Origin of the sequence: Mycobacterium sp. pUA109, from assembly GCF_041287095.1 — a bacterium.
Classification (GTDB): Bacteria; Actinomycetota; Actinomycetes; order Mycobacteriales; family Mycobacteriaceae; genus Mycobacterium.
In genome coordinates this window covers 18,504-31,054 of sequence record NZ_JBGGKS010000024.1, presented here as the reverse complement: position 1 = coordinate 31,054, position 12,551 = coordinate 18,504, and the positions used below count along the sequence as shown (strand labels likewise).

Annotated in this window: 11 protein-coding genes; 3 read left to right on the top strand and 8 right to left on the bottom strand. The window is 66.9% G+C overall.

Features of this window, described 5'->3' with window-relative positions:
- Positions 1–56: 56 nt before the first annotated feature.
- From ACAG26_RS22940 to ACAG26_RS22925, 4 genes are all read right to left on the bottom strand, one after another.
- On the bottom strand, positions 57–1,274 hold the full coding sequence (locus tag ACAG26_RS22940; protein WP_370485377.1) for an MFS transporter: 1,218 nt from the start codon (positions 1,272–1,274) through the stop codon (positions 57–59).
- A gap of 74 nt (positions 1,275–1,348) precedes the next feature.
- Positions 1,349–2,311 carry a class 1b ribonucleoside-diphosphate reductase subunit beta gene (gene nrdF, locus ACAG26_RS22935; RefSeq protein ID WP_370485426.1) on the bottom strand — a complete coding sequence of 321 codons (963 nt, stop codon included), beginning with the start codon at positions 2,309–2,311 and terminating at the stop codon, positions 1,349–1,351.
- A gap of 115 nt (positions 2,312–2,426) precedes the next feature.
- Positions 2,427–3,962 carry a flavin-containing monooxygenase gene (locus ACAG26_RS22930; protein WP_370485376.1) on the bottom strand — a complete coding sequence of 512 codons (1,536 nt, stop codon included), beginning with the start codon at positions 3,960–3,962 and terminating at the stop codon, positions 2,427–2,429.
- A 71-nt stretch (positions 3,963–4,033) separates the two neighbouring features.
- Positions 4,034–4,699: a TetR/AcrR family transcriptional regulator gene (locus ACAG26_RS22925; RefSeq protein WP_370485375.1), complete on the bottom strand. Its 666-nt coding sequence runs from the start codon at positions 4,697–4,699 to the stop codon at positions 4,034–4,036.
- Positions 4,700–4,803: 104 nt separating this feature from the next.
- Between ACAG26_RS22925 and ACAG26_RS22920 the strand changes: the two genes are divergently transcribed.
- On the top strand, positions 4,804–6,405 hold the full coding sequence (locus ACAG26_RS22920) for an MFS transporter (protein ID WP_370485374.1): 1,602 nt from the start codon (positions 4,804–4,806) through the stop codon (positions 6,403–6,405).
- A 188-nt stretch (positions 6,406–6,593) separates the two neighbouring features.
- Here the strand turns inward: ACAG26_RS22920 and ACAG26_RS22915 are convergent, their stop codons facing one another.
- The gene (locus ACAG26_RS22915) at positions 6,594–7,340 is read right to left on the bottom strand and encodes a TetR/AcrR family transcriptional regulator (RefSeq protein WP_370485373.1); all 747 of its coding nucleotides are present in this window, start codon (positions 7,338–7,340) and stop codon (positions 6,594–6,596) included.
- A 95-nt stretch (positions 7,341–7,435) separates the two neighbouring features.
- On the opposite strand from ACAG26_RS22915, the gene ACAG26_RS22910 reads away from it, so the two are divergent.
- Positions 7,436–8,620: an NAD(P)/FAD-dependent oxidoreductase gene (locus ACAG26_RS22910; RefSeq protein ID WP_370485372.1), complete on the top strand. Its 1,185-nt coding sequence runs from the start codon at positions 7,436–7,438 to the stop codon at positions 8,618–8,620.
- An 89-nt stretch (positions 8,621–8,709) separates the two neighbouring features.
- Here the strand turns inward: ACAG26_RS22910 and ACAG26_RS22905 are convergent, their stop codons facing one another.
- On the bottom strand, positions 8,710–9,423 hold the full coding sequence (locus ACAG26_RS22905) for a LysR substrate-binding domain-containing protein (protein ID WP_370485371.1): 714 nt from the start codon (positions 9,421–9,423) through the stop codon (positions 8,710–8,712).
- Between the two features lie 28 nt (positions 9,424–9,451).
- Between ACAG26_RS22905 and ACAG26_RS22900 the strand changes: the two genes are divergently transcribed.
- On the top strand, positions 9,452–9,838 hold the full coding sequence (locus tag ACAG26_RS22900; protein WP_370485370.1) for a DUF5997 family protein: 387 nt from the start codon (positions 9,452–9,454) through the stop codon (positions 9,836–9,838).
- A gap of 96 nt (positions 9,839–9,934) precedes the next feature.
- On the opposite strand, the gene nrdE is transcribed toward ACAG26_RS22900, so the two are convergent.
- Both nrdE and nrdI read right to left on the bottom strand, forming a co-directional pair.
- The gene (gene nrdE, locus ACAG26_RS22895; RefSeq protein WP_370485369.1) at positions 9,935–12,106 is read right to left on the bottom strand and encodes a class 1b ribonucleoside-diphosphate reductase subunit alpha; all 2,172 of its coding nucleotides are present in this window, start codon (positions 12,104–12,106) and stop codon (positions 9,935–9,937) included.
- Positions 12,073–12,522 (bottom strand): class Ib ribonucleoside-diphosphate reductase assembly flavoprotein NrdI, encoded by a 450-nt coding sequence (gene nrdI / locus ACAG26_RS22890; RefSeq protein WP_370485368.1) that lies wholly within the window; start codon positions 12,520–12,522, stop codon positions 12,073–12,075. The genes nrdE and nrdI overlap by 34 nt, the downstream gene beginning before the upstream one ends.
- Positions 12,523–12,551: the final 29 nt, after the last annotated feature.

The following is a 12,551-nucleotide window of genomic DNA, read 5'->3' as shown; positions in this document are numbered from 1 at the left end:
CATGGCCGCCGGCGCCACCGCGGCGCCCACTATTCACGCGTCGTTCACCGCCGCGGCTAGGCAATGCCCGCGGGGCCCGGTTTCTCGGTGCGCAGTCGCACCGCGGTGTACGCGATGGTGATCAGTGCCGTCGCCACCAGCAGCAGCAGCCCGACGGTGTAGTTCTTGTGCACCGGGTCGTAGGTGGCACCCATCACGATCGGCGGGAAGTAACCTCCTAAACCGCCGGCGGCCGAGACGATTCCGGCGACGGCGCCCACCGACCCGGCCGGGGTGCGCTGCGTCACCCAGCCGAACACCCCACCGGTGCCGACGCCTAGCGCAGCGGCCAGGGTGATGAACGTCGTGGCCGACCACACATCCGGCGGCGGCTGGAAGACCGCGACGGATGCCAGCGCCGCCACACCGATCAGCGAAACCAACACCACATACTTGGCTGGGATGCGGTCGGCCAGCGCACCACCGACGGGCCGGGCCAGCACCGCGGCCAGCGCGAACGCCGCCGTGCGGCTACCCGACTGGACGGGCGCGAACCCGTAGATGTTCTCGATATAGGTGGGCAGGAAGTTACTGAAGGCGACGAACCCGCCGAACACCACCGCATACAGCAACGACATCTCCCACGTGACCCGCAAGCGCACCGCCGCCATGAACTTCGGCAGCACCGGGGCGGTGTTGGGAACGAAATACGGTCCGTTGCGCAGCAGCGCGATACCCAGCAGCGCCGTGACCGTCAGCGCCGCCGCGACGATGAGGTGGGTCTCGAACACACCGAACCACCGCATGAACCGCGGAGTGAAGAACGCCGAGAGCGCGGTGCCGACCATCCCCATTCCGAACACGCCGCTCGCAAAGCCGCGGCGGGCGGGCTCATACCAGTTGTTGGCGAACGGGATACCGACGGCGAACACCGTGCCGGGCACCCCGAGCAAACCCGCCAACACCATCAGCAGCGGATAGTTGCCGGCCGCCTCGGCAGCGCCAACCCCCAGCACCGGGCCGATCGTCAGCAGCGAGATCGCCACGAACACAGCGCGTCCACCGATCCGGTCGGTCAGTGACCCGGCGACGACGCGGCCCAGCGACCCGGCCAGGATCGGGGTGGCGACCAGCAGCGATTCCTGGGTGCTGGTCAGCGACATCTCCGCGGCATCGGTCATCGCCACCGGGCCGATCAAGTTCCACGCCCAGAAGTTGATCACCGACACCCAGGTGGCGAAGCCGAGCTGCACACCCCGCCGCTCCCGGATGCCTGGCCGAGTCCCGATGTTCACCGGCCCATGCAACCACCGCGCGACGGAACCCGGCGCGGAATTACTCCTGTGAGATCGCTGGATGCACCGGTGGCCTAGAAGTCCCAGTCCTCGTCCTCGGTGACGACGGCCTTGCCGATCACATACGACGATCCCGACCCGGAGAAGAAGTCGTGGTTCTCGTCGGCGTTGGGGCTTAGCGCCGACAGGATCGCCGGGTTCACGTTGGTCTCGTCGCGCGGGAACAACGCCTCATAGCCCAGGTTCATCAGCGCCTTGTTGGCGTTGTAGCGCAGGAACTTCTTGACGTCCTCGGTGAGCCCCACCTCGTCGTAGAGGTCCTGGGTGTATTCGACCTCGTTGTCGTAGAGCTCAAACAGCAGCTCGTAGGTGTAGTCCTTGAGCTCTTGCTGTTTGGCGGGGTCCTCCATGGCCAGGCCCCGCTGGAATTTGTAGCCGATGTAGTAGCCGTGCACGGCCTCGTCGCGGATGATCAGTCGGATCATGTCGGCGGTGTTGGTCAGCTTGGCCCGACTGGACCAGTACATCGGCAGGTAGAACCCGGAGTAGAACAGGAAGCTCTCCAGCAGCGTGGAGGCCACCTTGCGCTTGAGCGGCTCATCGCCGCGGTAGTACTGCATCACGATCTCGGCCTTGCGCTGCAGGTTGGGGTTCTCCTCCGACCAGCGGAACGCGTCGTCGATCTCGGCGGTCGAACACAGCGTGGAGAAGATCTGGCTGTAGCTCTTGGCGTGCACCGACTCCATGAACGCGATGTTGGTGTAGACGGCTTCCTCGTGCGGGGTCAGCGCGTCGGGAATCAGGCTGACCGCGCCGACGGTGCCCTGGATGGTGTCCAGCAGCGTCAGCCCGGTGAACACCCGCATGGTCAACTGCTTTTCGCCGGCGGTCAGCGTGCCCCAGGACGGCAGGTCATTGGACACCGGCACCTTCTCCGGCAGCCAAAAGTTTCCGGTCAACCGGTCCCAGACCTCGGCGTCCTTATCGTCTTGGACCCGGTTCCAGTTGATCGCCGAGACCCGGTCGATCAGCTTCATTTTTTCGCTCACCAGAACCCCATTTCACCCGCCGGTACCTAGGCCTCCGACACTACCCCTGGGGTCTGACATCGAGTCGGAACACAAGGTCTTGTGTTAGGCGTGTCGCCGGGGATCAGCGCGCGGCGGCCCCGGAAGCCACTCCGGAGAACCGGTATTCGCTGGTGTGCAGCTTGCGGGTGGTCCGCCAGTACTGCCAGGTCATCCCGCTCCACAGGGTCCGGTTGACCCCGTGTTCGTCGAGATACCAGCTGGCGCAGCCGCCGGTGTTCCACACCGAGCCGGCCAGCTTGTCCTGCAGCTCGGCGTTGAACCGGTCCTGGGCGGCGCGGGTGGGCGCCAGCGCTTGGGCGCCGGCCTTGTCGGCCGCCGCGATCGCCTCGGCGACGTAGTGGATCTGCGATTCGATCATGAACACCACCGAGGTGTGGCCCAGCCCGGTGTTGGGGCCCAGCAAGAAGAACAAATTGGGCATATCGGCGACCGCGACGCCGCGGTGGGCCGCCACGCCCTCCCGGTTCCACCGGTCCACCAGGTCCTCGCCGCGCGGACCTTTGACGTCGACGTAGGTGTAGGAGTCGGTGACGTGGAACCCGGTGGCGTACACGATGACGTCGACCGGGTGCTCGACGCCGTCGGCGGTGACGATGCCGTCCCGGGTCACCCGGGTGATGCGCTCGGTGATCAGCTCCGTCTTCGGGTGGGCAACCGCCTGGTAGTAGTTGGGCGCGTACAGGATTCGCTTACAGCCGGCGCGGTAGCGCGGGGTCAGCCGGCGGCGCAGCTCCTTGTCGGGCACACTGCGTCGGATGTTCCACCGGCCGACCAGTTCGACCGCGCGCAGCAGGCTGGGCCGTTTGGTCATCGCGTAGCCCAGGCCCTCCAGCCACCAGTAGATCGCCGAGCGCACCGCCAGCCGCAGCCCGGGCACCGTGGCGAACGCGCCACGCAGCAGCGCCGGGAACAGGCCGTTGGGCCGCGGCACCACCCACGGTGGAGTGCGCTGATAGAGCTGCACCTGGGCCACGCCGGCGTCGTCGCGCACCAGTTCCGGCACGATCTGAATCGCGCTGGCCCCGGTGCCGATCACCGCGACCCGCTTCCCGGCTAGGTCGACGTTGTGGTCCCACTCGGCGGAATGGAAAGAGACACCGCCGAATTCGTCGATGCCGTCGACATTCGGCAGCCGCGGGATGTGCAGCGCTCCGGCGCCGGAGATCAGGAATTGGGCCACATACTCCTGCCCGGACTTGGTGAACACGTGCCAGCGGTATTCGGTGTCGTCCCAGTGCGCGCGGTCGACCAGCGCCCCGAACCGGATGTAGCGGCGCAGACCGTACTTGTCGGTGACCCCTTTGAGGTAGTCCAGGATCTCCGGCTGCGGCGAGAACAGCTTGCTCCAGGTGGCCTTGGGTTCGAACGAAAACGAGTACAGGTGGGACGGCACATCGCAGGCACAGCCGGGATAGCTGTTGTCGCGCCAGGTGCCGCCGACCTCGTCGGCCTTCTCCAGGATGACGAAATCCACGCCCTGCTTCTGCAACGCGATCGCCATCCCCAGACCGGAGAACCCGGTCCCGATGATGACCGCCCGGGTGTGCACGGGGGCCTGCCGCACCGCGTCCTCGGCGGCCTGCTCGGTGAGCGTCATGATGCGTCCTTCCTGGGAACGCCGGTACCGGATAGCCGATCCTACTCTGGACCGATACCCGGAAACCGCGGTCAGGTCAGCATGGCGATGGAGCGGCGCAACTGCTGTTCGGGCGGCGCCGGCGGCAGCGGCGTGGCCGGGCCGGCGCGGAACCCGTCGATCATCAGTGCGGCGAACCGGCGCCACGCGCCGGGTGCGGTGTCGCCGGTGGCCTTGAGCACGCCGGCGTTGGCCAACAACAGCACCACCAGGTCACCGGCCGTCACATCCGGACGCAGGCTGCCCTGCTCCTGGGCGCGTGCGATCAGGGTCCGCACCTTCTGCAGGGCCTCGCCGGTGCGCTGTTCGACGACGCTGCTGGCGGGGAACTCGGTGGTCAACAGGTCGCGCAGGCCGGCGTCGCCGGCCTGCAACCCGCACAGCTCGACGATCAGCGTGCAGAACCCGTCCCAGGCGCTCGGGTTGGCCAACGCCGTGTCGACGGCGCGGGTGTAGCCGGAGATGTTGCGTTCGAAGGCCGCGGCCGCTAGGTCGGCGCGGGTCGGGAACCGCCGGTACAGGGTGGCCACCCCCACCCCGGCGCGGGCCGCGATCTCCTCCAGCGGCACCGAAAGCCCGCGCTCGGCGAACAATTCGGCGGCCGCGGCCAGGATGCGGTCCCGATTGAGTTTCGCGTCGGCCCGCAGGGGTTTGGGTGGCCCGGACCTCTTTGCGCGCGGCGCTGCGCCGGAAATCACAGGACCAGCATAGCCGAGTAAGTGGAGAGAAGCCTTCGGTTATGTGTACCTTCGCTGGGAGTAAGTGGTGGTTACCCTCCACATAGAGAAACGGAGCAAACCTTATGGCGATCGCCATCTCCACTCCCGAACTGCACCCGGGCCGGCACCGGTCCGACGCCCGGACCGGGATGCACGGCCACCCGTGGTGGACGCTGCTCGCGGTGTCGCTGGGCGTCATCATGGTCGGGCTCGACGCGTCCGTGGTGGCCATCGCCAACCCGCGGATCGCCGCCGATCTGCATGCCTCGCTGAGCGATCTGCAGTGGATCACCGACGCCTACATGCTGGCGTTGGCGTCGCTGCTGATCTTCGGCGGCAAGCTCGGTGACCGGTTCGGCCGCCGGGCGATGTTCTTCATCGGCGTGGTGGGCTTCGCGGTGACCTCGGTGGGCATCGGCGTGGTCGGCACCGTCGGCGGTGTCATCGCGCTGCGCACCCTGCAGGGCGTGTTCGGGGCGCTGCTGATGCCGGCCACCCTGGCCATCATCCGGGCCACCTTTCCGCCGGAGAAGCTGAACACCGCGGTCGGGATCTGGGGTGCGGCGTCGGGGGTGTCGATCGCGGCCGGACCGATCGTCGGCGGGCTGCTGGTCGAACACGTCAGCTGGGAGTCGGTGTTCTACATCAACGCGCCGATTGGGGCGGCGGCGCTGCTGCTGGGTGTGCTGGCGGTCGTCGAGAGCCGCAGCGACGGCGAGCACCGGCTCGACGTTCCCGGTATCGCCACCCTGTCCGGTGGGCTGTTTTTGATCGTGTTCGGGTTGATCAAGGGGCAAAGCTGGGGATGGCTGGCGCCCGGCACGCTGGCGGTGATCGCCGCCGGGCTGGCCGCGGTGGCGGTGTTCGTGGTGATCGAGTTGCGCACCGCAGAGCCGCTGCTGCCGATGCGGCTGTTCGCCAACCGGTCGCTGTCGATCGGCACCGCGGTGGTGGTCATCGACTTCTTCGCGCTGTTCGGGGCGGTGTTCTTCCTGTCGCTGTACCTGCAGAACGTGCAGGGTTTCTCCCCGGTGGAAACCGGGGTGCGCACGCTGCCGCTGAGCGTGGCGCTGATGGTGACGGCGCCGCTGTCCGGGGTGATCACCGAGAAGTTCGGGCCGCGCCCGGCCATGGCGATCGGGCTGGCCGCCGTCGCGGTCGGGTTGTTCTCGCTGGCGTTCCTGCACGCCGACTCCGGCTACGCGGCGCTGTGGCCGGCGTTCGTGCTGCTGGGGGCGGGCATCGGGCTGGTGCTCACGGCCAGCTCGGACGCCATCATCGGTAACGCCGACGTCGACGACGCCGGGGTGGCCGGCGGCCTGCAAAGTACCGCGGTGCAGCTGGGCGGCGTGCTAGGCACCACGATCCTGGGGTCGGTGATGTCCAGCCGGGTCGGCTCGGTGCTGGTCGACCAGCTCACCGGCGCCGGGACGCCCGCGCCGGTGGCCGCGAAGCTGACCCCCGCCAAGGAGCTGGTGGCCCAGGGCGTGGCGCCGGTGCCGCCGGGGATGCCCGCCCCGTTGGCCGCCGCCGTCGCCGACGGCAGCCACCAGGCGTTCATGCTCGGGTTGCAGACCTCGATGGTGGTCGCCGCGGCGGCGTCGGCCGTAGGGGCGGTGCTGGCACTGTTCGTGCGGCGGGGTCGGGAGGCCGAGGCTGCCCTGGCGGCGTCGACACTGCGCTAGCAGCGTCGAGCCTGCGCCCACGGCGCCCAGCCTGCGCTGACGGCGTCGAATGGGCAATGAAGGTAGCCGTGGGCGCAGACTCGACGCCCTGGCCGCAGTTTCGATTCCCCAGCCGCAGACTCGATGCCCCATAGACAGTTTCGGTGCCCCACACGCAGATTCGGCCGAGCCGGCCCGGCCTAAAACGGTCAGGCGGGTTGCTGATTGGGGACAACCTCGTGGATCGGCCGGTCCGGGTCCATCTTGATGCCGAGGTTCTCGGCGGTGCCGTTGATGACGCCCATCATGATCGTCGTCAAGTGCGCGACAAAGGCGTCGTGCGGCATCCGCCGCGGACTGTCCAGCGCCGGACCCAGCCACCAGTCGGTGGCCGAGGCCGCCGAGCCGAACGCGGCGAACGCGGCCAGCTCGATCGCTTCCCGGTTGAGTTCCATCTCGCGCAGCTCGTTGCTGAACATCTCGGCCATCGCCAGGGTGATCTCGCGGCCTTCGTTGAGCGTCCGCATCGTCGACTCGGACTGTTCCGGGAAGCGGCCCTGGATGAAGAACCGCAACACGTTGGGGTGCTCGTCGACCAGGGTCACGTATTCCTCGACGCTGCGCCGGATGATGTCGCGCAGCGAGTTGGTGGCGAAGTCGATGGACGGGAAGATCGCAGCCCACAACTTGTCGCGCAGCCGGGCCCCGATCGCCTGGAACAGGTCAGATTTGTCGGTGAAGTGGCGGTAGATCTTCGGCTTGGCGGTGCCGGCCTCCTCGGCGATCTCCCGCACACTCAGATCGGGGCCCAGCCGGTCGATGGCCCGGAACGCGGCCTCGACGATCTCGCCGCGCACCTTCTTGCGGTGTTCGCGCCAGCGTTCGCTGCGCGCGTCGACCTTGGCCCCGGCGTTTCCGCTGGGCCTCGGCTTCGTCCCTCTCCGCACGTCAAGCACCTTACCGCCTGCGGGTTGCTGACCAGGCCAGACCGCCGACACCCGGCGGTCCGATAGCATCGGAGCGGTTGTAGAAAATGTCGAAACGGGATGTTGTGACGCAGCGATTCGATCTGGTGGTTGTCGGCGGAGGTCCGGCGGGGTCGGCGGCCGCCTGGCAGGCCAGACAGGCCGGCGCCCGCGTCGTCGTGCTGGATAAGGCGGAGTTTCCGCGCGACAAACCGTGCGGCGACGGCCTGACCGCGCGGGCGGTCAGTTACCTGCAGAAGATGGGCTTGGCCGACGAGGTCGCCAAGTTCCACCGGGTCAACCGGGTGAAGGTGTTCAGCCCCAGCACCTGGGAGCTGTCGTTTCCGCGCCGACCCGGCATGCCCGACCACGGCCACGTCGCCCGCCGCCCCGAACTGGACACGCTGCTGCTCAAGCACGCCGAATCGGCCGGCGCCGAGGTTCGCCAGTCCGCCGAGGTGGTCGGCCCAGTCCTCGACGACGCCGGGCGGGTCACCGGGGTGACGCTGAAAAGCGGTGAGCAGGTGCTGGCCGACGCGGTGATCGCCGCCGACGGCGCCTACTCCCCGATCAAGCGGGCACTCAAACTGGATTCGGCCTACAACGGCTACTCGGCGATCGCGATCCGCGCCGAGATGCCGGCCAACCGGCCGGACACCGACTCCCTCGACATCTACCTCAAGCTGGCGTTCCAGGGCGATCAGCTGCCCGGCTACGGCTGGGTGTTCCCGCTCGGCGGCGGGCGGGTCAACATCGGGCTCGGCTACGTCAACAGCTACAAGAACTGGCAGGCCATCAACGCCACCCAGTTCCTGGGCGAGTTCTTGGCGACGCTGCCGCGCGACTGGGAGCTGCCGTCGATCGACGAGCTCAAGAAGTCCAAAACCGTGCGGGCCTGGCGGCTGCCGATGGGCTTTACCGCCTGGCCGCCGTGGCGCCCCGGGGTGCTGTTCACCGGTGACTCGCTGGGCGCGGGCAAACCGGCGTCCGGGGCCGGCATCTCGAAGGCGCTGGAGTCCGGGCTGGCCGCCGGGGAGTGCGCGGTGGCCGCGCTGACCAACGGCGGGCCCGACGACTTCACCAACTACGCGCAGCGGATGGAAGACGCCTGGGGCCGGGAGTACAAGCGCGGCCGGGTGTTTCACAAGCTGGCCGGTATCCCGGCGATCGCCAACGCCGGCATCAAGGTGATCGACAACGGCCGGATCCGCGATTTCATGCTGCGCCGCATGTACGCGCATTCCGAAGGCCGCCCCGACCACCTCTACTGATCGCCTTTCGGCCGCCGACTGTGCGATTTCATACGCGACACGCCGGTGCCGGCGTATCAACCCGCACAGTCGACGCTCGCCGTGGTGGGTCAGCGTCGACCGCGTCCGGCCCGGCCCGGCTTGCGGGCGACCTTGCCCGCCGCGGCCCGTGCGGCCTGTTTGGCGAGGGTCTTCTCCCGCGCGGTGCGTTTCGGTGCCGGCTGGGTCTGCCCCCGCGACGAACCGGGTTTGCGGCCCCGCACAATGCCGATGAACTCCTCGACCAATGCCGGCTGCGGCCCGTCCGGGAACGCGAGCGCGACGGGGCAGCTGGGCGCGTCGGTGATCGGGCGATAGGTGAGATCCCTGCGGTGATACAGCCGCGCCAACGACTGTGGCACCACCAGCGCGCCGACCCCGGCGGCCACGAGTTCTATTGCTTCCTTGGTGGTTTCGGGTCGGTGGTCGACCGGGATACCGACGGTGCAAGCCCAGGCGACGACGTTGTCGAGTGGCAGCAGCATCGGCTCGCCGTCGAGGTCCGCGGCGGTGATCTCGTCGACGGCACTGAGAATGTGGTCGGTCGGCACGACGGCCACGGTTGTCTCCTCGTAGAGGGGAATGACGGCCAGCCCAGCCGTGTCGGCGGGCAGCCGCAGCAACGCCACGTCGACGGCGCCGGCCCGCACCGCGGCGGCCGCGTCCGCCGCGGCGACACCGCACAGCTGCAGCGGGACCCCGGGGTGGCGCTCCGCCCAGATCCGAGCCCACTTCGCGGGTGTCCCGCCGGGAACGTACCCGAGGGTCAGGGACAGCGGGGTCACCGCCTCAGGCTACCGATACGCTGGTCGCATGAGCAGGCCGAACGCGCAGTCCATGAAACCCGCCACGGCGGCGAAGAAGCTGGACGTGTACCTGCCGGCGACGCCTGCGGAGTTCCAGGAGAACCCGATCACCCGTGCCGAACTCGCCGCCCTGCAGGCCGACCCGCCGCAGTGGCTCAAGGACCTCCGCAAGAACGGGCCGCACCCCAAGAACCTGGTGGCCGCCAAGCTGGGCGTCTCGATCGCCGGTCTCACGCGGGGCGGCGTCGGCAATGCGCTGACCACCGAGCAGATCAACCAGCTGCTCGAAGAGAAACCGGATTGGCTGATCACCGAACGCGAAAGCTACCAAGACGTGCTGCGCGAGCAGCGACGCGTGAAGGCGCTGCACGCGGAACGGGCTCGCGAGAGCTGATCCTGCCCCTCGCCCAGCCCCGCCGACAGTGAAATCGGCGACGCGACACGCCGACCGTACGTCGGGACTTTCACGGTCGCGACGGGGACGCCGGAGTCATAGCATGCAGCTGACGCAACCCTCCACCTCAGTGCCTTCCAGCGCCATTTGCCGCAGCCGGATGTAGTACAGCGTCTTAATCCCCTTGCGCCAGGCGTAGATCTGCGCCTTGTTCACATCGCGGGTGGTGGCGGTGTCCTTGAAGAACAGCGTCAGACTCAACCCCTGGTCCACGTGCTGGGTGGCCGCGGCGTAGGTGTCGATGATCTTCTCGTAGCCGATCTCGTAGGCGTCCTGGTAGTACTCCAGGTTGTCGTTGGTCATATACGGCGCCGGGTAATAGACGCGGCCGATCTTGCCTTCCTTGCGGATCTCCACCTTGGACACGATCGGGTGGATCGAGGACGTCGAGTGGTTGATGTAGGAAATCGACCCGGTCGGCGGCACCGCCTGCAGGTTCTGGTTGTAGATGCCGTGCTCGGCCACCGAGGCCTTGAGCCGACGCCAGTCGTCCTGGTTGGGGATGCGGATGCCGGCTTTGGAAAACAACTGCCGAACAGCTTCCGTTTTCGGTTCCCACACCTGCTCGGTGTACTTGTCGAAGAACTCCCCGGTGGCGTACTTGGATTTCTCGAAACCCTTGAAGTGGGTGCCCCGTTCGATCGCAATGCGGTTCGACGCCCGCAGTGCGTGGTAGCACACGGTGTAGAAGTAGATGTTGGTGAAGTCCACACCCTCGTCGGATCCGTAGAAGATGCCTTCGCGCGCCAGGTAGCCGTGCAGGTTCATCTGCCCCAGCCCGATGGCGTGGGAATCGTTGTTGCCCTGCTCGATCGACGGCACCGAGGTGATGTGGGTCTGGTCGCTGACCGCGGTCAGCGCCCGGATCGCCACCTCGATGGTTTGCGCGAAGTCCGGCGAGTCCATCGTCTTGGCGATGTTCAGCGACCCCAGGTTGCAGGAAATGTCCTTGCCCACCTTGGCATACGACAGGTCGTCGTTGAACTCCGACGGGGTGGACACCTGCAGGATCTCCGAGCACAGGTTGGAGTGGGTGATCTTGCCGTCGATCGGGTTGGCCCGGTTGACGGTGTCCTCGTACATGATGTACGGGTAGCCCGACTCGAACTGCAGCTCGGCCAGTGTCTGGAAGAACTCCCGCGCCTTGATCTTCGACTTGCGGATGCGCGAGTCATCGACCATCTCGTAGTACTTCTCGGTGACCGAGATGTCGGCGAACGGCAGCCCATAGACCCGTTCGACGTCATAGGGCGAGAACAAATACATGTCCTCGTTCTTCTTGGCCAGCTCGAAGGTGATGTCGGGGATCACCACGCCCAGCGAGAGTGTCTTGATCCGGATCTTCTCGTCGGCGTTTTCCCGTTTGGTGTCCAAGAACCGGTAGATGTCGGGGTGGTGGGCGTGCAGGTACACCGCGCCGGCGCCCTGACGCGCGCCCAGCTGGTTGGCGTAGGAGAACGAGTCCTCCAGCAGCTTCATGATCGGGATGACGCCCGAGGACTGGTTCTCGATGTTCTTGATCGGCGCGCCGTGTTCGCGAATGTTGCTGAGCAGCAACGCCACTCCCCCGCCGCGCTTGGACAGCTGCAGCGCGGAGTTGATCGACCGGCCGATCGACTCCATATTATCTTCAATTCTCAACAAAAAACACGAAACCGGCTCGCCGCGTTGCTTTTTCCCGGAGTTCAAGAATGTCGGGGTGGCCGGCTGGAACCGGCCGTCGATGATCTCCTCGACCAGCTTTTCGGCCAGCACGGTGTCCCCGGAGGCCAGGGTCAGCGCGACCATCACCACCCGGTCCTCGAACCGCTCCAGATAGCGTTTGCCGTCAAAGGTTTTCAGCGTGTAGGAGGTGTAGTACTTGAACGCACCCAGAAACGTCGGGAACCGGAACTTCTTGGCGTAGGCGCGTCCTAGCAGCTCCTTGACGAAGTTGCGCGAATACTGGTCGAGCACCTCACGCTCGTAGTAGTTCTTCTGGATCAGGTAGTCCAGCTTCTCGTCGAGGTCGTGGAAGAACACCGTGTTCTGGTTGACGTGCTCGCGGAAGTACTGGTGGGCGGCCTCGCGGTCCTTATCGAACTGGATCTTGCCGTCCGCGTCGTACAGATTCAGCATCGCGTTGAGAGCGTGGTAATCCGTCTCGCCCTGCTCCGCGGCGTGCGCGGACGTCGTTACAGGCTCTGCAGTTGCGGCCGTTGGTGACACGTGTCGTCCTTCCAGAAGTCAGCCAAACCCGCGCGGACGGTCTCCACGTCCTCGGCGGTCCCCATCAATTCGAAGCGGTACAGGTACGGCACCCCGCACTTGCGCGAGATCACCTCGCCGGCGTAACAGAACTCCGCACCGAAGTTGTTGTTGCCGGCGGCGATGACGCCGCGCAGCAACGCCCGGTTGTGTTCGTTGTTCAAAAACTTGATGACCTGCTTGGGGACGTAGGCCCCGTCGTTGATGTTCGGGGTCTTGTGCCCGCCGCCGTAGGTGGGCAGCACCAGCACATAGGGCTGGTGCACCTCGATGCAGCCGTGCAGCGGGATCCGGGTCGCGGGAAGACCCAGCTTCTGCACGAAGCGGTGGGTGTTCTCCGAGACCGAGGAGAAGTACACCAAACCGCCAGACTGCATCACGACCTCCTTAGTGTTCCCCCGCACGC

Excerpts from the sequence above, each read along its gene's own strand:
- ACAG26_RS22930 (WP_370485376.1), bottom strand. The coding sequence starts at position 3,962 with ATGACGCTCACCGAGCAGGCCGCCGAGGACGCGGTGCGGCAGGCCCCC.
- ACAG26_RS22900 (WP_370485370.1), top strand. The coding sequence starts at position 9,452 with ATGAGCAGGCCGAACGCGCAGTCCATGAAACCCGCCACGGCGGCGAAG.
- ACAG26_RS22920 (WP_370485374.1), top strand. The coding sequence starts at position 4,804 with ATGGCGATCGCCATCTCCACTCCCGAACTGCACCCGGGCCGGCACCGG.
- nrdI (WP_370485368.1), bottom strand. The coding sequence starts at position 12,522 with ATGCAGTCTGGCGGTTTGGTGTACTTCTCCTCGGTCTCGGAGAACACC.
- nrdF (WP_370485426.1), bottom strand. The coding sequence starts at position 2,311 with ATGAAGCTGATCGACCGGGTCTCGGCGATCAACTGGAACCGGGTCCAA.